Origin of the sequence: Actinorugispora endophytica, assembly GCF_004363075.1 — a bacterium.
GTDB classification, from domain to species: Bacteria; Actinomycetota; Actinomycetes; order Streptosporangiales; family Streptosporangiaceae; genus Actinorugispora; species Actinorugispora endophytica.
In genome coordinates, this window is sequence record NZ_SNYN01000001.1 from 423054 (window position 1) to 444930 (window position 21877).

At 72.2% G+C, this 21877-nt stretch carries 17 protein-coding genes; 11 read left to right on the forward strand and 6 right to left on the reverse strand.

What is annotated here, in order from left to right; all coding sequences use genetic code 11:
- Positions 1-34: 34 nt before the first annotated feature.
- On the reverse strand, positions 35-850 hold the full coding sequence (locus EV190_RS01960) for an SDR family NAD(P)-dependent oxidoreductase (RefSeq protein ID WP_133739653.1): 816 nt from the start codon (positions 848-850) through the stop codon (positions 35-37).
- A gap of 485 nt (positions 851-1335) precedes the next feature.
- Between EV190_RS01960 and EV190_RS01965 the strand changes: the two genes are divergently transcribed.
- Positions 1336-2580: a glycosyltransferase gene (locus EV190_RS01965; RefSeq protein ID WP_133739654.1), complete on the forward strand. Its 1245-nt coding sequence runs from the start codon at positions 1336-1338 to the stop codon at positions 2578-2580.
- A gap of 169 nt (positions 2581-2749) precedes the next feature.
- Entirely contained in the window at positions 2750-3718 is a 969-nt protein-coding gene (locus tag EV190_RS01970; protein WP_133739655.1) for an anti-sigma factor RsbA family regulatory protein, read from the forward strand.
- Positions 3719-3727: 9 nt separating this feature from the next.
- Here EV190_RS01970 and EV190_RS01975 read toward each other — a convergent pair whose 3' ends face one another.
- Positions 3728-4090 (reverse strand): STAS domain-containing protein, encoded by a 363-nt coding sequence (locus EV190_RS01975; protein ID WP_133739656.1) that lies wholly within the window; start codon positions 4088-4090, stop codon positions 3728-3730.
- 193 nt (positions 4091-4283) lie between these two features.
- Positions 4284-5036, reverse strand: a complete 753-nt coding sequence (locus tag EV190_RS01980) for a GAF and ANTAR domain-containing protein (RefSeq protein ID WP_133739657.1) — start codon at positions 5034-5036, stop codon at positions 4284-4286.
- A gap of 151 nt (positions 5037-5187) precedes the next feature.
- Here EV190_RS01980 and EV190_RS01985 point away from each other — a divergent pair, with 151 nt between their 5' ends.
- The 5 genes from EV190_RS01985 (at position 5188) to EV190_RS02005 (ending at position 10254) form a co-directional block, all read left to right on the forward strand.
- Positions 5188-6345, forward strand: a complete 1158-nt coding sequence (locus EV190_RS01985) for a GAF domain-containing protein (RefSeq protein ID WP_133739658.1) — start codon at positions 5188-5190, stop codon at positions 6343-6345.
- A gap of 121 nt (positions 6346-6466) precedes the next feature.
- Complete coding sequence (locus EV190_RS01990) at positions 6467-7432, forward strand: ABC transporter ATP-binding protein (RefSeq protein ID WP_133739659.1); 966 nt, start codon at positions 6467-6469, stop codon at positions 7430-7432.
- A 26-nt stretch (positions 7433-7458) separates the two neighbouring features.
- Positions 7459-8313, forward strand: coding sequence for an ABC transporter permease (locus EV190_RS01995; RefSeq protein WP_133739660.1), 855 nt, complete (start codon positions 7459-7461; stop codon positions 8311-8313).
- A 79-nt stretch (positions 8314-8392) separates the two neighbouring features.
- Positions 8393-9652, forward strand: a complete 1260-nt coding sequence (locus EV190_RS02000; RefSeq protein ID WP_133739661.1) for a sensor histidine kinase — start codon at positions 8393-8395, stop codon at positions 9650-9652.
- Positions 9649-10254, forward strand: coding sequence for a response regulator transcription factor (locus EV190_RS02005; RefSeq protein ID WP_133739662.1), 606 nt, complete (start codon positions 9649-9651; stop codon positions 10252-10254). The genes EV190_RS02000 and EV190_RS02005 overlap by 4 nt, the downstream gene beginning before the upstream one ends.
- Positions 10255-10357: 103 nt before the next feature.
- Here the strand turns inward: EV190_RS02005 and EV190_RS02010 are convergent, their stop codons facing one another.
- Positions 10358-12538, reverse strand: coding sequence for a SpoIIE family protein phosphatase (locus EV190_RS02010; RefSeq protein ID WP_133740117.1), 2181 nt, complete (start codon positions 12536-12538; stop codon positions 10358-10360).
- Positions 12539-12919: 381 nt separating this feature from the next.
- On the opposite strand from EV190_RS02010, the gene EV190_RS02015 reads away from it, so the two are divergent.
- From EV190_RS02015 to EV190_RS02030, 4 genes are all read left to right on the forward strand, one after another.
- A complete protein-coding gene (locus tag EV190_RS02015; protein WP_133739663.1) occupies positions 12920-17155 on the forward strand; it encodes a HAMP domain-containing protein in 4236 nt (1411 codons plus the stop codon).
- A 5-nt stretch (positions 17156-17160) separates the two neighbouring features.
- On the forward strand, positions 17161-17787 hold the full coding sequence (locus tag EV190_RS02020) for a response regulator (protein WP_133740118.1): 627 nt from the start codon (positions 17161-17163) through the stop codon (positions 17785-17787).
- 134 nt (positions 17788-17921) lie between these two features.
- A complete protein-coding gene (locus tag EV190_RS02025; RefSeq protein WP_133739664.1) occupies positions 17922-18491 on the forward strand; it encodes a carboxymuconolactone decarboxylase family protein in 570 nt (189 codons plus the stop codon).
- 569 nt (positions 18492-19060) lie between these two features.
- Positions 19061-19867 (forward strand): hypothetical protein, encoded by an 807-nt coding sequence (locus EV190_RS02030; protein WP_133739665.1) that lies wholly within the window; start codon positions 19061-19063, stop codon positions 19865-19867.
- 380 nt (positions 19868-20247) lie between these two features.
- On the opposite strand, the gene EV190_RS02035 is transcribed toward EV190_RS02030, so the two are convergent.
- Both EV190_RS02035 and EV190_RS02040 read right to left on the reverse strand, forming a co-directional pair.
- Positions 20248-21012, reverse strand: coding sequence for a crotonase/enoyl-CoA hydratase family protein (locus tag EV190_RS02035; protein ID WP_133739666.1), 765 nt, complete (start codon positions 21010-21012; stop codon positions 20248-20250).
- A gap of 9 nt (positions 21013-21021) precedes the next feature.
- Entirely contained in the window at positions 21022-21795 is a 774-nt protein-coding gene (locus EV190_RS02040; protein WP_133739667.1) for an SDR family NAD(P)-dependent oxidoreductase, read from the reverse strand.
- Positions 21796-21877: the final 82 nt, after the last annotated feature.

Sequence of the window (21877 nt, forward strand, 5' to 3'; positions counted from 1 at the left end):
AGATGTTCTCCCGCGCTTCCCGCCGCCGGCGGGATCAGTCCGCGCGCCGGCGGCCGGGTAAGGACCACACCTCGCCGGTGTCCTGGCCGGAGGTGGCCGTCGCCAGTTCGAGGCCGGCCTCGGCCGTCCGCCGGGGGTCGTCCGCGCCGTCGAGGAGCAGACCGTTGATCGCGATGCCGCGCTCGCGCATGGGGACCGCGAGCGAGCGCGCCATGCTCATGACGCCCGCCGCCCCGGCCGCGTAGCCGACATGCTCGGCCCCGCCCCGCCGCGTGGCGGCCAGGACCACGGCCGATCCCTCGAGCATGTACAGCGAAGCCGCCTGGACCAGCCAGAACGCGCCGAACACCGAGTCCCGCAGGCCCCGCTCCAGTTCTCGGGCGCCCAGGTCCGTCATGCGCCACGCGGCCGGGGGGACGTCCGCGCAGACCACCAGCAGGTCGATACCGCCGAACTCCAGGGCCGTGTGCGCGACCGCCTTCCGGCAGTCCGTCTCGTCGCCCGGCTCGCAGTGCAGCGGAAGCGTGTGCGCGCCGAGGCCGCCGAGTAGGTCCGCGGCCGCCAGGACCCCCGGCTCCGGCCGTGTACCGGCCGTCGGCCCGCGGCGGCCCCGGGTCCGCTGCGCGGGCACGGCGCCGCCGTTCGCGGCGCCCGCGACCGCGACGGCCGCCCCCTCCTTGGCCAGCGCCGCGGCGAGCACCCGCCCCGGCCCTTCGACCCTGTCGAAGCCGCCCGCGACCAGAGCCCTCCTGCCCCTCAGCCGTCCCGCGCCGACGTGTCCGGGGATCGGATCGTCGCCCCCCTTCCGAACCGCGCCCGACCGGAGCCCGGCCGGTGTCCGCCCTTTCACACGCACCGCTCCCTCCGAGGGCGCGCCCTCCCCGGCACTTTCCGGAAAGCGCGCCACATCTATCTCTTGACCTCATCTTTTGGTAGGAGCGACGTGCCCTGCCCGGGACGGGGCAAACACCACGGGCGCCCCTGCGGCCGTCCGGGATTCGGTATCGGCCGCAGGGAGGGGTTGTTGAAGTCTCGAAGGATCTGGCACAATGACGGCGTTGGGTGTCTAAGACGCAGACACACCTTCGCCTTCGCGCGCTCTTTCCCGACCTTTCGGCCGGTGTGCAAATGAGCGCTTTTTGTGTTTCCTCGAACGGCTCAAGGTGTGATTCTCATGCGTCTTCCCTCCTTTTCCTCGTCTCCCGAAAACGAGTCATCGCCCGTACGGGCTCTCATCCGCACGCCCTCCTCGCGCGCTGCCCTGCGCGAGGCCGCTCGTCGTTGCCGCGAGCGTGCCGGGCGTGTCAGGTCGCCGTCGCCATTGAGGAGTCGCACGTGAAGATCGCCCTGGTTTCCGAGCACGCCAATCCGCTTCCCGCCCACAAGGGCGAGCCCACCGACGGAGAGAGCGTCCACCTGTCCTGCCTCGCCCGGCAGCTGGCCCGCTTGGGGCACCGAGTCACCGTCTACACGCGCTGCAACGATCCCGAACTGGCCGAACGCGCGCGCATGGGGCGCGGCGTCACCGTCGAGCCCCTGACCGCGGGCCCCCGGCGGCCCCTGGAGGAGAGCGAGTACGCGGAGCACACCGCGGACTTCGCGACCGCGCTGACCGGGATGCTCGACGCCGACGTCCCCGATGTCGTGCACGCCTTCGGGTGGAGCAGCGGCCTCGCCGCCATGGTCGCGGCGCGCGACAGCGGGCACGACATCCCCATCACGCAGAGCTTCCACTCCCTGAACGTCAGCGAGCAGCGCGCGGGCCTGCCCCGGCGTCCCGACCGGGTCCGGCTGGAGGCCGCACTGGCCCAGAACGCCGGTTCCGTCCTGGTCAACTCCGCCGACCAGCGGTTCGAACTGGCCCGGATGGGCGTGCCGCGCGGCCACGTGAGCGTGGTCCCCTACGGCGTGGACGCCGAGCACTTCAGCGTCGAGGGCGGCGCTCACGGGCCGTGGCAGAACCGGCGCTCGGCCTCGGACCAGCAGCTGCGGATCATCGCGGTCACCGACCTGGGCGTCCACGGCGGGGCCGACGCGCTGATCGACACGATGGCGCGGGTGCCCGAGGGCGAACTGGTCATCGTCGGCGGTCCCGACTCCGACCACCTCGCGATCGACCCGGACGCGCGCCGGCTGGAGCTGCGGGCCAAGGAGGTCGGCGTCGACGGCCGGGTCACGCTGACCGGGGCGGTCGACCGCAAGGAGCTGCCCCGCCTGCTGCGCTCGGCCGACGTGTTCGTGTCCGCCGCGAGCTACGACCCGTACGGCGGAGCCGTCCTGGAGGCCATGGCCTGCGGGCTTCCGGTCGTGGCCCGCGCGGTCGGCAGCGTGACCGGGGCGATGCTCGACGGCACCACCGGCGTGCTGCTGCGCTCGTCCCGGCCGGACTCGCTGGCCCGCGCGCTGCGCCAGCTGGCCGGCGACTCCACCAGGCGCACCGCCTGCGGGATCGCCGCCGCCGACCGCGCCGCCTCCCGGTTCGGGTGGCCCCGGGTGGCATCGGAGACCGTTCGCGCCTACACCCGCCTGCTCCCGGTGGAGGTCGACCTGCCGCTCGCCGCGGGCGATGATGCACACTAGGTCGTGTTTCCGGACCGGGGTGGGCCTTGCCGCGTGGTGACCGCGCGGCGGGGCCCGCCCCGGCGGCCGCGCTCGGGGCCTCCCCTGGGGGACCCCGCCCCAGAGACACAGCAGGCACAACACAATCGGGAGTCATTCCTGGCATGAGGCACAGGCGCCGGATGATGACATGAGGCCGCGGGCTGAGACCGCAGGCGCCGACGGGGCCGAGGACTTCGTCCACGTCGGCCTGCTCTTCCACTCACCCTCGGAACTGTCCGCCGCGGCCGCGCCGCTGATCCTCTCGGCGGTGGCCGAAGGAGACCACGTCCTCGTCGTCCTCGACGAGGAACCCCGGGAGGCCGTACGCGCGGCCCTCCCCCTCCTCCCGGAGGAGGCCGTGCGGTTCGCCCCGCCCGCGTCCTTCTACGATGCCCCGGGGCGGACCCTGGCCGCCCTGCACCGGCTCTCGCTGCCGCGTCCCCGAAGGCGGGTCACCGTCGTGGCCCAGCCGCCGCTGCCCGACGACGACCCCCTCGCCCTGCGCGAGTGGCAGCGTCTGGACTCGGTGCTGAACAGCGCGCTCGCCGGCGCCTGGATACGCCTGCTGTGCGTGCACGACACCCGGGTCCCGCCCCCGCCGGTCCTGGACGCGGTGCTGCTGACCCATCCGGTGGTGGCCACCGGGGACGGCCCCCGTCCGAACACGCGCTACCGCGACCCCGTCGAACTGAGCGCGGACGACGCCGCGACGCCGCTCCCGCCGCCGACCGGGCGAGTGGAGCACGTGGACATCACCCCGGACCTGACCGACGTGCGGAGCCGGGTGGCCCGGACCGCCGCCGCGCTCGAGGTGCCCGCCGCGCTGACCGGCGACCTGGTGGTGGCGGTCAACGAGATGGCCGCGAACGTGCTGGAGCACGGCACGGGCAAGGGGGTGATCTCGCTGTGGCGGCCCGACGGGCACGTGGTGTGCGACGTGCTCGACGAGGGCGGCAGTCTGACCGACCCGCTCAGCGGCTACCACCCGAACGACACGCTGAGCGTGCGCGGCTACGGCCTGTGGATCACCCGGCAGGTGTGCGACTTCATGGAGGTGCGCGGCGACCCCCGGGGCTCGGTGGTGCGCCTGCACTTCAGGATTCCGGAGAGCCGGTAGGGCCCGGCCCTACTGGTCCGCGAGCACCGCCTTGACCGCGCGGCCCAGGTCCTCCTCGATGGTGATCACCTGGTCGATGCCGGCGATCACGAACAGCCGGTTCACCGTTCCCTGCGGTGACGCGACGGCCAGCCCCATGCCCCGGTCCCTGGCCTGCCGGTAACCGGCGACCAGGACGCCGATGCACCGGGAGTCGCAGAAGTCCACCTCCGAGAAGTCCAGGACGACGCCCCGGCACGGCTCAGCCGCGCCGAGGTACTCCTCGAGCGTTTCGGCCAGCGCGGGCGAGGTGATGGCGTCCAGCTCGCCCCTGGGGACGATCACCACCACGTCGCCCTCTGTCCTGCTCGTAATGCCGAATTCCGCGCTCACACTTCTCGCTCACTTCGCCGCCGCGTTCCCCGGCGCCACGTCGTCGGCGTCCCCGGACGACACCGCGCGGGCGACGTCCGGCCGAGATTCCTGCCGCAACCTTAGCGCCATCGCCCGTGGCGAAACAGGTTCACCGTTCTCCTTTGACGGCGCCGGCCCGGCTTCCCCCCGCGTCCGCGCCTCCCGCGGGGTGCTACCGGTCGCGGCCGCTGCTCGTGGCCTGCTCCACCATGAGCCGCCGGGCCACGTCGGCGACCTTCATCCCGTTGCGCTGGGCCACCCTGCGCAACTCGTCGAACGCCTCCTGGGAGCTGAGGCCGCGGGCGTGCATGAGAATGCCCTTGGCCTGGTCGATGACGGCACGGGCGGTCATCGCCCGGCGCATGTGCACGGCCTCGCGGATGGCGTCCTCGTTGCGGTCGGCGCTGCGCAGCGCGGTCGCCGTGTGCTCGGCGAGCATCGCCAGCATCGGCACGACCTCGTCCCGGACGAACCCGTCGGCCCGGCAGGAGTGGACGCCGAAGGTCATCACCTCACCCGCCAGGTCGCACGGGTAGGTCACCGAGGAGCGGTCTCCGCACTGCACCGCCATGCTGGTGTAGTCCGGCCACCGGTCGCTGCGCAGGACGTCGTCGACGACGACCGTGCGCCGCTCACGGACCGCCTGCACCGCGGGCCCCTGGTCGGTGGCGTACTGGTGCTCGAAGGCGGTGGCGAGGTCGGAGTGGGAGGCCCCGTAGTCCACGACGACGTGGCGGCCCCTGATCTCGGCGTCGAGGTCGTGCTCCTCGGGGTGCACGTCCCGCCAGATCACCACGAGCGCCGCCGAGCACCCGGGGATGCCGCGCGCCGCCAGGAGGCTGACCTGGTCCAGGGCGCGCCCGGGGGCTCCCTCGGCCGCCTGGGCGAGGGCGCCGATGTCGCGTGCCAGCCGCTCGACCCACATCGCCGTCCCCCCTCCCGCGACCCGGTCCCCATCGTCCGGAGATCGCTCGTGGACTCCACGGTAACCACCGTTTCGACGTGCGGCGACATGGGTTAGCGTCGGTTCTGCCACAAACCGCGGAAACCCCGGAGCCGAACCAGGAGCCAGTAGCTTGCCCGAGCATCTCGCCAAGTTGGAGCGTGCGATCGCCGATCTGCGCGATCGGGTCGAAGCCCTGCGCACCACGCACGCGACGTATCCCGACGACGCCGCCGGGACCGCCGAGGCGGCACTGGCCGAACTGGGCTTCGCCGAGCGGCTGCTGCGCGACTGCGGGGAGCGGCTGGCCACCCTGGTCAACTCCGGCGCGTCCCGCCGCACCGACGACGAGCGCGTCCTGCTGCGCGCCGTCTTCAACGAGCTCAGCATCCCGGTGGTGCTGCTCGACCACGAGGGGTTCATCCGCAGGATCAACGCCATCGGCGCGGAGCGGCTGGGCAGCACGCCCGGCTACCTGACGGGCAAGCCGTTCTCGATCTTCGTGGACCTGCGCGGACGCGCCGCGATGCGCTCGTGGCAGGCGGCCGTTCTGCAGGGCGGCGAACCGGCCTCGTTCGACTCGCGGCTGGCGCGGCGCGGCTGGGCCGAGGACGTGCACCTGACCATGACCCGGCTGGACGTGCCGACCGAGCCCAACCCGTTGGTGCTGGTGGCGATGTCGCCCCCGCTGCGCACGAGCGAGGACGACGGGCCCGCGCCGCTGGAGGCCGCGGTCGAGGACCAGGTGGTGGTACTGGCCGCGCGGCGGCTGGACGTGCTGACCCGGATGACGCGGCTGCTGCTGCGCAGCGCGGGCCCCGGCGGGGAGGGCGCGCCGCTGGCCCTGGACGACGCGGCCGCGCTGCTCGCCGACTCCTACGCGGACTGGGTGATCGTCGACGTCTGCGACCTGCCCGACGACCCGCGCCGCGCCCGCCGCGCCGTCGTGGCCGGCCCCGCCGACGAGCCCCACGGCAAGCTGGTGCGCTCCCTGGACCCGATGGCCTCTGAGGTCCCGAGCCAGGTGCTGGCCAGCGGGCAGTCCGTGCTGTACCAGCTCATCGAGGACGAGGCGCTGCTCGGCCTCGACCCGGACGGCGTCCCGGCGCTGAGCGCCCTGAGCGCGCGCTCCCTGCTGAGCGTCCCGCTGCGCGGCAGCCGCGGCGTCCGCGGCGCCCTCACCCTGATCCGCCGCAGCAACCGGGGCTCCTTCCGGCTGGCCGACCTGGGCCTGATCGAGGAGATCGGCGAGCACATCGGCCTGGCCCTGCCGCCCCGGCCCACCACGTGACCTGACGGCCCCGCCGCGGGGCGGGCATGACGATCGTCATGCCCGTCCCGCGCGTTCCTCACGTGCGCCCGGTGACAACGCCTTCTACCGTCGGCCTCCCGTCCCCGGCAGGCTGGTGGACATGACGACGACACAGTCCGACACCGCGATCAGCGTCCGGGAGCTACGCCAGGCGTACGGCGACTTCGAGGCCGTACGGGGGATCTCGTTCACCGTCTCGCCCGGAGAGCTCTTCGCGCTCCTGGGCACCAACGGCGCGGGCAAGACCACCACCATCGAGACCCTGGAGGGCTTCCGCCGCCCCACCGGGGGATCGGTCCGGGTGTTCGGCGTCGACCCGTTCGGACAGCCCGCCGCGCTGCGGCCGCGCGTCAACGCGGTGCTCCAGCACAGCGGGGTGTTCGAGGAGCTCACCGTCGCCGAGACCATCGAACTGGCCCGGGACCTGGCCGCCGACCCGCTCGGCACCGACGCGGTGCTGGAGACGGTCAGCCTGGCCGACAAGGCGGGGGTCGCCGTCCGGCAGCTGTCCGGCGGGCAGAAGCGCCGCCTCGACCTGGGCCTGGCCATCCTGACCCGGCCCGAGGTGCTGTTCCTGGACGAGCCCACCACCGGCATGGACCCGGAGATGCGCCGCGAGACCTGGCGGATCATCGGCGACCAGGTCGCCGACGGCGTCGCGGTGCTGCTCACCACGCACTACCTGGAGGAGGCCGAGCGCCTCGCCGACCGGCTCGCCATCATGCACCGGGGCGAGGTCCGGGTCGAGGGGACGCTCGCCGGGGTCGTCGCCGAACGGGGCGACCGGATCGGGTTCCGGCTCCCCGACCGCGTCCGCTCCGAGGACCTGCCCCGACTGCCCGGCGCCGAACTCGCCATCGACGTGCGCGAGGGCGTCCCGTGGGCGGTCTACACGGTTACCGGGGCCGAGGTCGCCTCCCGCGCCCACCGGGCCCTCGGCCCCCTGCTGGCCTGGGCCCAGGAGCGGGGGACCACCCTGGAGCGCCTCGAACTGCGCGGGGCCTCCCTGGAGGACGTGTTCCTCGCCGTCGCCGACGGGTCCCTCTCGGAAATCCCCGGCAACTGACCCCCAGCCCCAGAAGGAGCCCCGCCATGGCAGCCCCGACCACCTCGGCCCCCGCCCCGCGCACCCGGCCCGCGCGCGCCGCCGTCAGCACCGTCCGCCAGGCCCTGCGCCTGACCCGGACCGAGTTCACCCTGTTCCACCGGTACCGGATGGCCCTGTACGTGGCCGTCCTCCCTGCGGTCTTCCTGCTCCCGCTGTTCTCCACGGAGCCCGCCGAGGTCCTGCCCGGCGTCGACGCCGCCGCCCTCGCGCTCACCCAGTTCTTCGCGATGGCCGCGATGACCGTCGGCGTCGTGCACGTCTCCAACGTCTACGCGGCGCGCCGCGAGCAGCTGGTCCTCAAGCGCATGCGCGTCTCGGGGGTCACGCCCGCGGCGCTGTTCGGGGCCACGACCCTGTCCGTGCTCGGCGTCGTCGTGCTCCAGTCCGCGGCGGTCGTCGCGTTCATGGGCGCGGGACTGGACGCGCTGCCGGTCGACCCCGTCCTGCTGGTGCTGTCCATCGTGCTGGTCACCGTCGTGATGTCCCTGCTCGGGGCCGCCCTGACCCGGTTCGCCCGCAACGCGGAGAGCGCCCAGATGATGGCGATGGTGCCGTTCCTGGTCCTGCTCGCGGCCAGCGGCTTCTTCATCCCGCTGGAGGTGCTGCCCGAACCGGTCGCGCTCGTGCTCGGCTTCCTGCCGATGGTCCCGGCGATCGAGCTGGCGAAGTCCGCCTACTTCGGGTACGACCTCTTCTCGGGGACCGCCGACGCCGTCCCCGCCACCGGTCCGGACCTGTGGATCGCGGCCGCGCCGTCCCTGCTCGTCCTGGCCGTCTGGGTCGCGCTCGTCGCCTACCTGCTGCGGTTCTTCCAGTGGGACCCGCGCGGCGCCCGGTAGCCCGGTAGCGCCGACCGGTCCGGACGGGACCGGTCGGCGCCGCCGACGTTACGCTGTCCGTCGAGGAGAGGAGAGACCGATGACGGGACTCCGGAACGGGCGCGCCCCCGCCGCGCCCCCGGCGGGGACCGCCGAGCGGAGCGCGCGCCGGCTGCGCTTCTCCCGCCGGGTGGTGCACTGCTCGCTCGGCGCCGTTCCGCTGATGATGCTGCTGTTCATCACGGTCCAGGTCCTCGTGAACGCGTCGAACGGCGTCGCGGAGGGCGTCCTCGCCGCGGTCGGGGCCGACCGGCCCTGGACCGCCGCGCTCGCCTTCGTCCCCGCGGTCCCGCTGGCCTGGCTGACCCTGTGGCTGGTGGGCATCCGCCTGGGAAGGTCGGCGGCCCGGCCTGAAGTGGTCCTGCACTGCTCGTTCGCGCTGCTGCTCGTGCTCATGGCCCTGCTCGACGTGGGCCTGTGGTCGCTGGCGACCGCGTCGATGTGGTGGTCGGTCGCGGTGCTGGTCGCGACGCGCCGCCAGGCGGTCGGCTACTCCCTGGTCCTGCTCCTGGTCCCCGCCGCGCGCCTGGTGTTCTTCCCCGAACCCGACCCGCTGCTGATGGCCGTGATCGTCTTCTGCTCCTGCTTCTACGCGGCGCTGTTCCTCGTGTGCAACCTCGCGGTGCTGTGGTTGTGGGAGATCGCGCACGAGGCCGTCCTCGCCCGCGAGGCCCAGGCCCGGCTGGCCGTCAGCGAGGAGCGGCTGCGCTTCGCCCGGGACATGCACGACCTGGTCGGCCACAGCCTGTCCGGGATCGCCGTCAAGAGCGAGCTGGCCGCGCGCCTGGCCGCGCGCGACCCCGAGCGCGCCGCCGCCGAGATGGCGTCGGTCCAGCAGGTCGCCCGGGACGCGCTGCGCGAGGTGCGCGCCGCCGTCAGCGGCTACCGGGACGTGGACCTGGCCGCCGAGATCGCGAGCGTGCGGTCCGTGCTCACCGCCGTCGGGGCCCGCACGACCGTGGCCGGCGAGCACGTCGCGCTCCCCCCGGACCTGCGCACGCTGACCGCCTGGGTCATCCGGGAGGCCGCCACGAACGTGCTGCGGCACAGCTCCGCCCGGCGTTGCGACATCACCCTGACCGAGCAGGACCGCGCCCTGGTCGTCGAGGTGTACAACGACGGGGTGTCCTCCGGCGCGGACTCGCGCTTCGGCAACGGGCTGACCGGCCTGGCCGAGCGGGCCGCGGGGGCGGGCGGCGCGCTCTCCGCCGCGGCCACGGACGACGGCGGCTTCCTGCTCCGGGCCGTGCTCCCGGTGCGCGCCCCCGCCGGGGCCGGCCTGCGGGAGGCGGCCGCGTGATCCGGGTGGTCCTGGCCGACGACGAACGGCTCGTCCGCGGCGCCATCGCCGCGCTGCTCGGCCTGGAAGAGGACCTGGAGATCGTCGCCGAGGTCGGTCGCGGCGACCAGGTGCCGGCCGCCGTGACCGCCCATCAGGCGGACATCGCGGTCCTGGACATCGAGATGCCCGGCGCCAACGGCCTGGACGTCGCCGCCGAGCTCCGGACGGCGGCGCCCGGCTGCGGGGTCCTCATCCTCACCAGCTTCGGCCGCCCCGGCTACCTGCGCCGGGCCCTCTCCGCGGGCGCGCGCGGCTTCCTCGCCAAGGACGCCCCCGTCGACCAGCTCGCCGGAGCCATCCGCACGGTGCACTCGGGCGGCCGCTACATCGACTCCGAACTCGCCGCCACCGCCATGATCGCCGGGGAGAACCCGCTGACCCAGCGCGAGACCGACGTCCTGCGTGCCGCCGCCGACGGCTCCTCGGCCGCCGGGATCGCCCGCCTCCTCCACCTGAGCGAGGGGACCGTGCGCAACTACCTGTCCAGCGCCATCACCAAGACGGGCGCCGACAACCGCATCTCGGCCATCCGCACCGCCGAGGAAATGGGCTGGCTGTAGAACCGTCCCTCTCGCTGATCTTGACCTTTCCGGGGTCTCGACCGCCTCCGAGACCCCGGAAAGGTCAAGATCAGCGGGGAGACCACCACGAACCGGCCGCGTCCTAGAGGAACCGCAGCACCATCATCGCCGTGTCGTCGGTGTGGCCGCCGGGGGCGAACTCCTCCAGGTCGCGGCCGATGCGGGCGATGACCGCCTGGGCGGTCAGTCCCGAGCAGCCGGAGAAGATCTTGGTCAGGCCCTCGTCGCCGAGCATCTCGTCGCCGTTGCGGCGCTCGGTCACGCCGTCGGTCACCGCCAGCAGCACGTCGCCCGGCGCCACCTCGACGGTCTCGGTGAAGAACTCCACGTCCTCGAACGCGCCCAGCAGCGGCTGGGAGGTCGCCAGGGACTCGACCTCGCCGTGCCTGTTCAGGCGCAGCGGCAGCGGGTGCCCGGCCGAGACCAGCCGGATGCGCATGCCCCTGCCCGCCCCGGAGCCGCCGATCGGGACCATCTCCCCGTACAGCATGGTCAGGAAGCGGGTCGTGGTGTTCTCGTCCAGGATGGCCAGGTTCAGGCGGTGCATGATGTGCGCGGGCTGGCAGCCCTCGCGGGCCAGCGCGCGCAGGGTGTGCCGGGCCAGGCCGGTGACGGCGGCGGCCTCGGGGCCCGTCCCGCACACGTCGCCGATCGCGAAGCACCAGCGGCCGTCCGTCGCGAACAGGTCGTAGAAGTCGCCGCCGACCACGGTGCGCTCGCCCGCGGGCTGGTAGAAGACGGCGTGGTCCACCTTCGGGATGGCCGGCTGCTTCTCCTTCGCCGGGAGCAGGCTGCGCTGGAGCGCTTCGCTCATCGACGTCTGGTTGGAGTACAGCCGCGCGTTCTCCATCGCCGAGGACACCCGCTGGGCCAGGTCGTCGGCGACGTCCACCTCCTCGCGGGGGAACTCCTCGCCCGCGTTCTTGCCGATGGTGATCCGGCCGAGGGCGCGGCCGTGCGCGGTCAGCGGGATGCTGATGCCCGGCCCGCCCGCGAGGTCCAGGGTCAGCTCGTCGTCCAGACCCGCCGCCACCAGCGTCTCGACCGGCCACAGCGGCGCCGGTTCGCGCCGCTCCTCCGGCATGAGCGCGGCCACCAGGTCGCGCAGCACGTCGGTGGCGTTCTCGTTCCGGTGCGTGGCGAACGCCAGGCGCTCCATCCCCAGGTCGTTGGTGGTGTGCACGACGCACCAGCTGCCCAGCCGCGACGTGGTCAACTGCGCGGCCAGCGCCGCCGTCATCTGCTCGTCCAGGGTTCCCGACAGCAGGTCGCTGGCCTCGGCCAGGAAGCTCAGGGAGGCGCGGCGGGTCAGCTCCACCTGGGCCAGCCTGGACCGCTCCACGGTGAGCGCGATGCGGTCGGCTCCCTCCTGGAGCCGGTCGGCGGCGGTCTGGCCGAAGTGCCGGACCCGCTTGGAGGCCACCCCGATGAGTCCGGTGATCCGGCCGTCCACGATGAGCGGGGCCGTCACCAGGGAGCGCATCCCCGCGGCGGACAGCCGCCCCCGGTGCGCGCGGGCGATCATCAGGTCGTCGTTGATGACCGGGCCGGGTTCGGGCGCCGAGGAGGGGAAGGTCTCCTCGGTCCGGCTCCGGAAGGACCGCCACTGCCCCGACGACAGGCCGACGGCCGCGCTCAGTTCCCACTCGGTCTCGTCGGTGGTGGCCAGCGCGATGTAGGCGGCGTCTCCGCCGAGGACCACCCGGGCGTAGTCCACGGTGCGCTCCAGCAGCTCGGGCAGTGAGAGCCGGGCGGTCAGCGCGGCGTCCAGGCGCGCCCACGGCTCGGCGTGCGCCGGGCGCCTGCGCCCGTGCCCCGGGAGCGGCGGGACCAGCGAGGTCCGGGCGCCCTGCCCCATGACGGACTCGGCCTCCTCGATCCGGAACCAGACCGCCTTGTCCTCCTTGCTGTAGCTCACCCCCCAGCTGTCGGCGATCGCGCCCGCCAGGGCCAGGCCCAGACCGCCGTTGCGGGTGTTCTCCAGGGAGGGCGAGGTGTCCACCCTGAGGGAGCCCGCCTTGGGCACCGCGCGCGGGACACGGTCCGCGACGACGACCTCCACCCCGTCCGGCAGCCGCCGCACGGTCAGCTCCAACGTGGTCTCGGCGTGGATGACCGCGTTCGTCACCAGTTCGCTGACCAGCAGGATGATGTCGTCGAATCCGTGTTTCACATCCCACTCGCGCAACGTGTCGCGCACGAACACGCGCGCCTCGCCAACCGTCTCGGGGGCGGGGGAGAATTCCCTGTGGGCGACCTTCATAGCGTCATGTGGCATTGTGAAGCCGTACGGTTCCTTTGGGTGGCTGGGAGGTGCGGATCGGTCGGAGGCGGGGGGACGCGGACCCTGAGCGGTCCGGGACGTCCCGGATCCGATTAACCCATACCCCTCTTTCCTCGGTCGTGAAGGGCTTGGGAGTGCCCGGTTCCGGCCAGTGTCCCAGGGGTGGGCGGCGTCGTCGTGTCGTTCGGGGGAACTCCGTCACGATGTCGGAACGTCATGGTAGTGAGCAGGTTGTCGAATTAACGTAGTGCACTGTGGTCCGTTGGTGAGTTCTGAGGGCCGGAGACCCGCTTGAGTAACGCCGTACGTCTTTTTCCTGGACGCACACTGCAGAGCCTCGGCCGGTGGAGGAGGGGATCGATGCCCAAGGCGAACAGCCCGACCGTGTCGGACGCGGAGCTCGACGCGCTCCTCGAAGCGCTCTACAAGATGCGCGACGGGGACTTCACGGTTCGTCTCGACCCCCGTGGCCAGGGTACCCACGGTGAGATCGCCCGCGTCCTGAACGAGGTCCTGGACCACAGCGAGCAGCTCAGCAGCGAGATCCAGCGCGTCAGCGGCGTGGTCAGCACCGACGGGCGGCTGTCCGAGCGCGTCTCGATCAACCCGGCGCGGGGCGCCTGGGGCAAGAGCGTGCACGCGCTCAACCAGATGCTCGACGAGTTCAGCGAACCCGTCACCTCGGTGGCGCGGATCCTGGACTCGGTGGCCAACGGCGACCTCGCCCAGCGGGTGGACCTGACCAACCGGCACGGGGAGCTCCACGGCGACCTGCTGCGCCTGGCCACCTCGGTGAACCGGATGGCCGACCAGATGGCGGCGTTCACCATGGAGGTGACCCGCATGGCGCGCGAGGTGGGCACCGAGGGCAAGCTCGGCGGCAGCGCCCGGGTCGAGGGCGTGTCGGGCGCGTGGCGCGACGTCACCGAGGCCGTCAACCAGATGGCGGCCCGCCTCACCGCGCAGGTCCGCGACATCTCCACGGTGACCGTCGCGGTGTCCCGGGGCGACCTGAGCCGCAAGGTGACCGTCGACGTCCAGGGCGAGATGCTCCAGCTCAAGGACACCGTGAACACGATGGTGGACCAGCTGTCCACCTTCGCCGACGAGGTCACCCGGGTCGCCCGCGAGGTGGGAACCGAGGGCAAGCTCGGCGGACGCGCCAACGTCAAGGGCGTCTCGGGCATCTGGAAGGACCTGACGAACAACGTCAACTCCATGGCCGACAACCTCACCAACCAGGTGCGGGACATCTCCCAGGTGACCACGGCCGTGGCGCGCGGCGACCTGACCAAGAAGGTCACCGTGGACGTCCAGGGCGAGATGCTCAAGCTGAAGGACACCGTGAACACCATGGTGGACCAGCTCGACTCGTTCGCCGACGAGGTGACGCGGGTCGCCCGCGAGGTCGGCACCGAGGGCAAGCTCGGCGGACGCGCCAACGTCAAGGGCGTCTCGGGCATCTGGAAGGACCTCACCGACAACGTCAACTCCATGGCGAACAGCCTCACCTACCAGGTGCGCAACATCTCCCAGGTCACCACCGCGGTCGCCAAGGGGGACCTGACCAAGAAGATCACCGTGGACGCCCAGGGCGAGATGCTCACCCTGAAGGACACCGTGAACACCATGGTGGACCAGCTGTCCGCGTTCGCCGACGAGGTCACCCGCATGGCACGCGAGGTGGGCACCGAGGGCAAGCTGGGCGGCCAGGCGCACGTGCGCGGCGTCTCCGGGGTCTGGAAGGACCTCACCGACAACGTCAACTCCATGGCGAACAACCTGACCCACCAGGTGCGCCAGATCTCCGTGGTCACCACGGCCGTGGCGCGCGGCGACCTGACCAAGAAGGTCACCGTCAACGCCAAGGGCGAGATCCTCGAACTCAAGGACACCATCAACGTCATGGTGGACCAGCTCGACTCGTTCGCCGACGAGGTGACGCGGGTCGCCCGCGAGGTCGGCACCGAGGGGCAGCTGGGCGGGCGTGCCAACGTCAAGGGCGTCTCGGGCATCTGGAAGGACCTGACCGAGAACGTCAACTCGATGGCGCACAACCTCACCACCCAGGTCCGCAACATCTCCCAGGTGACCTCCGCGGTCGCGGCGGGCGACCTCGGCAAGAAGATCACCGTGGACGCCCAGGGCGAGATGCTGGAGCTCAAGGACACCATCAACACGATGGTCGACCAGCTGTCCACCTTCGCGCTGGAGGTCACCCGGGTCGGCCACGAGGTCGGCAGCGAGGGCCAGCTGGGCGGCCAGGCCAAGGTGGACGGGGTGTCCGGGGTCTGGAAGGACCTCACCGACAGCGTCAACGAGCTGGCCAAGAACCTCACCACCCAGGTGCGCGCGATCGCGTCGGTGGCCAGCGCGGTCGCCCGCGGCGACCTCACCCAGTCCATCCAGGTGGGCGCGCGCGGCGAGCTGGCCTCGCTGAAGGACAACGTCAACCTGATGGTGTCCAACCTGCGGGAGACGACCGCCGCCCAGCGCGACGAGGACTGGCTCAAGAGCAACCTGGCGCGCATCTCCGGCCTCATCCAGGGCCACCGCGACCTGAACGACCTGGCCCGCCTCATCATGACCGAGGTGACCCCGCTGGTCACCGCGCAGCACGGCGCGTGCTTCCTGCCCGAGGACGAGAACGACGAGGAGAACTTCCGCCTCTACGCGGGATACGGCTACCAGCCCAGCGAGCAGCGCCGCTGGATCACGTCGGGCCGCGGCCTCGCGGGGGAGGCCATCGAGCAGAAGTGCGAGATGATCATCCCGAACGTCCCCGGGGACTACGTGAAGGTCGAGTCGGGCCTGGGCGAGGCGCCGCCGCTGAGCATCGTGATCCTCCCGATCCTGTCCGAGGACCGGGTGCTCGGCGTGATCGAGCTCGGCTCCTACGGCCACTTCCGCGAGATCCACCTCAACTTCCTGCGCCAGCTCGTCAACCTCATCAGCGCCACGATCAACACGATCCTGGCCAACTCCAAGACCGAGTACCTGCTCACCCAGTCCCAGCAGCTGACCACCGCGCTGCAGGAGCGCTCCAACGAGCTCCAGCGCCAGCAGGAGGAGCTGCGCCGCAAGAACGCCGAGCTGCACAGCAAGGCGGGCCAGCTCGCCAGCCAGAACCGCGCCATCGAGCTGCAGAACCGGCAGATCGAGCGCGCCCGGCGCTCCCTGGAGGACCGGGCCCACCAGCTCCAGGTGTCCTCCAAGTACAAGTCCGAGTTCCTGGCGAACATGTCGCACGAGCTGCGCACCCCGCTCAACAGCCTGCTGATCCTGGCCCGGCTGCTCGCCGACAACAGCGAGCAGAACCTCACCCCCAAGCAGGTGGAGTTCGCGCAGACCATCCACAAGGCCGGCAGCGACCTCCTGCAGCTCATCGACGAGATCCTGGACCTGTCCAAGGTCGAGGCGGGACGCATGGAGCTGAGCCCCGCGGACGTGTCCATCAGCCAGCTGGTGGACTACGTGGAGGCCTCGTTCAGGCCGATGACCAGCGACAAGGGGCTGGCGTTCGCGGTCGAGGTGTCCCCGGACATCCCCGACCACCTGTGGACCGACGAGCAGCGCCTCCAGCAGGTGCTGCGGAACCTGCTGTCCAACGCGGTGAAGTTCACCAACATCGGCGAGGTGCGGCTGCTGATCGAACCGGCCTGGGCGCTGGAGGACGCCGACCTCGACATGTTCACCGACGACGAGGTCATCGCGTTCTCCGTGGCCGACACCGGGATCGGCATCCCCGAGGACAAGCTCCAGCTCATCTTCGAGGCGTTCCACCAGGGAGACGGCGGCACCAGCCGCCGGTTCGGCGGGACCGGCCTGGGGCTGTCCATCAGCCGGAACATGGCCCAGCTGCTCGGCGGCGAGATCCGGGTGCACAGCGCCTTCGGGGAGGGCAGCACCTTCACGCTGCTGCTCCCGGTGCGGCTGCCCGAGGGCACCAGCGAGCGGCTGTACGGCTCGGTGGACCCGGTCGACACGCTGGCGACCGCGGCGCCCCCGCCCGAGAGCATCGCGCTGACCAGCGGGGAGGCCCCGCCTCCTCACGAAGACGACCCCGACCGGTTCAACCTGGACGGGTTCGACGAGCCCGCCCCGGTCCCCGTTCTCGCCGTCGAGGAGAACGCGCCGTCCCCCCTGGGCGACCACGAGGCGCGCACGGACCCCGAACGGGACGCGGTCCTGGCCGGGAAGCGGGTGCTCATCGTGGACGACGACGTGCGCAACGTCTTCGCGCTGACCAGCGCGCTGGAGGCGAACGGGCTCCAGGTGCTGTACGCCGACAACGGGCACTCGGGCATCGAGAAGCTCGAGGCCAACGAGGACATCGCCCTCGTGCTGATGGACATCATGATGCCCGGCCTCGACGGCTACGCCACCACCCGCGTGATCCGGGAGATGCCGCAGTTCGAGGACCTGCCGATCATCTCGCTGACCGCGAAGGCCATGCAGGGGGACAGGGAGCGCAGCCTGGACGCGGGCGCGTCGGACTACGTGACCAAACCGGTGAACCTGGACCACCTGCTGGATGTCATGCGGACGTGGTTGGATCGGAACGGCGACAGCAGCGAACCGAGCCGGGAGCAGTGACCACCGTGCCGCACAAGGCCAACATCCTCCTCGTCGACGACCGCGACGAGAACCTCATGGCGCTGGAGGCCGTCCTCACCTCTCTGGACCAGAACATGGTCCGGGCGAGTTCGGGCGAGGCCGCGCTCAAGGCGCTGCTGGAGGAGGACTTCGCGGTCATCCTCCTCGACGTCGTCATGCCGGGCATGGACGGCTTCGAGACCGCCGCGCACATCAAGCAGCGGGAGAAGACCAAGGACATCCCGATCATCTTCCTGACCGCCGAGGGGATCGACCGCCACCAGGTCTTCCGGGGGTACGCCAGCCGGTTCGTCGACTACATGACCAAGCCGCTGGATCCGTGGCTGCTGCGCGCCAAGGTCGAGGTGTTCCTCGAACTCGACCGGCTCAGGCGGCAGCTGCTGGACCAGTCCGCCCGGCTGCGGCGCGGGCTCGCCGAGGAGACGTCCGGCGCGGGCGGGTCGGTGGTCGCCGAAATGTCCGCGCTGGTCGGAGAGGTGAACCAGAAGCTGGAGCTGCTTCGGGAGCGCGCCGTCGGCGACGAGAACGCCACCGTCGAGGCCGCGCGCGAACTCGACGCCCCCGTGGGACGGTTGACCCGGCTGGTGGAGGCCCTGCACGGGCCGGAGTGACCGGCCCCTGCCGCTCTCGGCGGCACCGGTTCGGTGGTCTTGGCCTTTTCGGGCCCTCAAGCGTTTCCGAGACCCCGAAAAGGCCAAGACCACCGAGCAGAACGGTCACCAGCCCCTTGGAGTGGAAACGGACCATGCGGCACGGACGGCTTCCCTGGTACCCGCCCGACGCGCTCTCGGACGAGCAGCGAGCGATCTACGAGGGGGTGCTCGCCAAGTACGGGCCCGAACCGCCGTTCGCCCTCCACGACAGCGAGGGTCGGCTGCACGGGCCGTTCAACGCGATGCTCGCCGCGCCCGGGGTCGGGGCCGCGTGGCAGGGGCTCAGCGCGGCGGTGGGCGGTGCGACGTCGCTGTCGGCGCGGGTGCGCGAGATCGTCATCCTGGCCGTCGCCATCGAGCGGGACAGCGCGTTCGAGTGGTTCGCGCACCGCCGGGCGGGGCTGGCCGCCGGGTTGACCGAGGACGAGGTCGCGGCGCTCGGCGAGCGGGCCGCCGCGGACTCCCTCTCCCCCGCCGAACGCGCCGCCCTCGACTTCGCCCGCTCCCTGCTCCGGGAGGGCGACGCCGACGACGCCCGCTACGCCGCGGCGGAGCGGCACCTCGGCGACCCCGGGGTGGTGGAGCTGATCGTGCTGGTGGGCTACTACGACATGCTCGCCACCCTGCTGCGCGTCCTTCGGGTGCCCGTCCCCGAGGAGTGACCGCCGCGCGCTGGCGGGCGGCGCCCTCCCGCCGGCGCGCTCCTCGGCGCACCGGGCATCCGGCCGCGCTCCCCTCGCGATCGGACCGCCCAGGTACGGGTCGGCGCTCTTGCCGCCGACGCCCCGAACCGCGGTCTCCCGAGCACCGGTGTCAAGATCATCGGCGGATATTAGCGGCCTGGCCGGTGGAACCGGCAAACTCCCGACCAAATAGCGACAGTCCGCAATCAATGTACAGCTAAGAGTGACTGATTTCGTGTTTCAATGCCGTCTGGCAGGCCCTGTCTGGATTCGCTCCCGAGCGGTTCCGCGGGCGAAGCGATCAGCAGTGCTCACTCTTGGGGGAAAGATTGCGCCTTCTGACAAAGGGAATCGTGGCGGCCGGGATATCGGTCGCCCTGGCCCTTCCAGCGACACCACTGGCTTGGGGGCAGGCCGACCGCGTCGGTTCGGGGTGCTCCGCCGACGGCTTCCAGAACCTCGTGGCGGCTTCCGGCCACCGGGGCTGCCCGCCCAGGAAGGGCTCCGGCTCCCACGGACTTCCGTGGCCGCTCGCGGACCACCCCGGAATGGGCGCTGTCGAGGACTTCTGGCCCGGCCACTGGCCGCCCGCCCACCACCCGCACAAGCCCCGGCCACCGCACGAGCCGACGCACTCGCACACCCACCGGCCCACGCACTCCCACACCCACCGGCCCACGCACTCGCACACCCACCGACCCACGCACTCGCACACCCACCGGCCCACGCACTCGCACACCCACCGACCGACGCACTCCCACACCCACCGGCCCACGCACTCCCACACCCACCGACCCACGCACTCCCACACCCACTGGCCACCGCACCACCCGACGCACTGGCCACCGCACTGGCCGACGCACGAGCCCACGCACTCGCACACGCACCGGCCCACCCACTCGCACACCCACCGACCGACGCACTCCCACACCCACCGGCCCACCCACTCGCACACCCACCGACCGACGCACTCCCACACCCACCGACCGACGCACCACCCGACGCACTGGCCACCACACAAGCCGACCCACTGGCCGCCGCCCGAGCCGACCCGTTCGCCCACCCACCAGCCGACGCGCACCCCCACCGCGTCACCCACCACGTCACCGACGACGACGCCCACCGCGTCACCCACCGCGTCACCGACGTCTTCGCCGACCACGTCGCCGACCGCGGGTCCGACGAGACCGCCGACCTCGGCTCCGACCGCGCCTCCCCAGGGCGGCGGCGGGCTGCCGGTCACCGGTGTCGAGCTGACCGCGTTCATCACCGGCGCCGCCGTCGCGGTCGTCATCGGCGCCGTGCTCATCGCGGGCACCCGCCGACGGCGGTTCCGGCGTCCGACGACCTGGTGATCCCGGCGGCCACGACACCCAGCCGGTGAGACGACGCGCGGCCCGCCCCGTAAGCGGGGGCGGGCCGCGCGTCGTCTCACCCGTCGAGGGAGTCTCCGGCGCGGGGGTGTTTCGGGCCCTGTCGGAGCAGGGTCCGCTCGGGACCTCGAGGGCCGGTCCCACCCCACCCGGAACGATCATGGGCTTTCCGCCCTTCAAGGCCCCGAAACGGGCAGAAAGCCCAAGCCCGTCAACGGAACCCTCACGCAACGGACATCACGGGCGCGGTCCCGGCCCCCGCCCGCCGTCGCCGCCCGCCATAACCTCGCGATCCGCGTGACAGGAGGCCGAAAGACCCCCCGAAGCACCGGCACGCGAACCACCCCCGCGCCGGAGGTTCCCTACTCGCCCCTCCAGACGGGGCTGCGCCTCTCCGCGAAGGCGGCGGCGCCCTCCATCGCGTCGCGGCTGGTGAAGACCGGCCCGGTGATCTCGTCCTGCCTCTCCCACATCTCGCCGCTCGGCCAGTCGCCGGATTCGGCGATGACGCGCTTGGAGACGGCGACGGCCATCGGGGCGTTCGGCGCGATCCGGGCGGCCAGCGCCAGAGCGCCGTCGAGCGCCCCGCCGCCGGGCGTGACCTGGTTGACCAGCCCCAGTTCGGCGGCGCGCGGAGCCGCCACGAAGTCGCCGGTGAGCGCGAACTCCATGGCGATGTTGCGCGGGATCCGGTGCTGGAGCCGGAGCAGGCCGCCCGCGGCAGCGACCAGGCCGCGCTTGACCTCGGGAATGCCGAACCTGGCGTCCTCGGCGGCGACCACCAGGTCGCACGCGAGCACGATCTCGAAGCCGCCCGCCAGCGCGTAGCCCTCGACGGCCGCGATCAGCGGCTTCCTCGGCGGCCTCTGGGTGAGACCGCCGAACCCTCGGCCCTCCGCGACCGGCAGCTCGCCCCGGAGGAACGCCTTGAGGTCCATTCCGGCGCAGAACGTGCCGCCCGCTCCGGTGACGACCCCGACGGCCAGGTCCGCGCGCGCGTCGAGGTCGTCCAGCGCCTCGGCGATCCCCGCGGCCACGGCCGCGTTCACGGCGTTCCTGGACCCGGGCCTGTTGATGGTGATGACGGCGACGCCGTCCCTTGCCTCGTAGAGAACCTCGTCCGCCACGGCCCCGCCCTACTTCGGCTGCATGCGCAGGCCGCCGTCGATGCGCACGACCTCGGCGTTGACGTAGCTGATCTCCAGCAGCGCGCGGACCAGCCTGGCGAACTCGGCGGCGGTGCCCAGGCGCTTGGGGAACGGCACCGGCGCGGCGAGGCGCTCCTTGAACGCCTCCGCCTCGGGTCCCCGGCCGTAGATGGGGGTGTCCAGGATGCCGGGCGCGACGGTGTTGACGCGCACCCCGACCGCCGCGAGGTCGCGCGCGGCCGGGACGGTCATCCCGATGATGCCGCCCTTGGACGAGGAGTAGGCGATCTGGCCGATCTGCCCCTCGATCCCGGCCAGCGACGCGGTGTTGACGATCGCGCCGCGCTCGCCGTCCTCGTTGGCCGGCTCGGTCCGGGCCATCGCGGCGGCGGCCAGGCGCACCAGGTTGAAGGTGCCGATCAGGTTGACGTCGATGACCTTCCGGTAGGAGGCCAGGTCGTGCGGTGATCCGTCCCGCCCCACGGTGCGGGAGGCCCAGCCGATGCCCGCGCAGGACACGGCCGCGCGCAGCGGCTTCCCGGTGTCCACGGCCGCCTGGACGGCCGCCTGGACCTGGTCCTCGTCGGAGACGTCGGTGCGGACGAAGACGCCTCCGACCTCCTTCGCCAGCGCCTCGCCGCGGTCGGCGTCGATGTCCGCGACGACGACGGTCGCCCCGGCCGCCGCGAGCTCCCTGACGGTCGCCTCGCCCAGTCCACTCGCGCCGCCGGAAACGAGGGCGGCAACTCCATTCAGCTCCATGCGGCGCACTCTACCGACTCGGAACCCGAAAAACTAGAACGGGATTCGGTCCTTCTCGGCCGTGTCTCCCGTTCCCCCGGAC

Coding starts and splice junctions, on each gene's coding strand:
- EV190_RS01970 (WP_133739655.1), top strand. CDS start 2,750: ATGAGGCCGCGGGCTGAGACCGCAGGCGCCGACGGGGCCGAGGACTTC.
- EV190_RS01980 (WP_133739657.1), bottom strand. CDS start 5,036: ATGTGGGTCGAGCGGCTGGCACGCGACATCGGCGCCCTCGCCCAGGCG.
- EV190_RS01990 (WP_133739659.1), top strand. CDS start 6,467: ATGACGACGACACAGTCCGACACCGCGATCAGCGTCCGGGAGCTACGC.
- EV190_RS01995 (WP_133739660.1), top strand. CDS start 7,459: ATGGCAGCCCCGACCACCTCGGCCCCCGCCCCGCGCACCCGGCCCGCG.
- EV190_RS02000 (WP_133739661.1), top strand. CDS start 8,393: ATGACGGGACTCCGGAACGGGCGCGCCCCCGCCGCGCCCCCGGCGGGG.
- EV190_RS02010 (WP_133740117.1), bottom strand. CDS start 12,538: ATGAAGGTCGCCCACAGGGAATTCTCCCCCGCCCCCGAGACGGTTGGC.
- EV190_RS02015 (WP_133739663.1), top strand. CDS start 12,920: ATGCCCAAGGCGAACAGCCCGACCGTGTCGGACGCGGAGCTCGACGCG.
- EV190_RS02025 (WP_133739664.1), top strand. CDS start 17,922: ATGCGGCACGGACGGCTTCCCTGGTACCCGCCCGACGCGCTCTCGGAC.
- EV190_RS02030 (WP_133739665.1), top strand. CDS start 19,061: ATGGGCGCTGTCGAGGACTTCTGGCCCGGCCACTGGCCGCCCGCCCAC.
- EV190_RS02040 (WP_133739667.1), bottom strand. CDS start 21,795: ATGGAGCTGAATGGAGTTGCCGCCCTCGTTTCCGGCGGCGCGAGTGGA.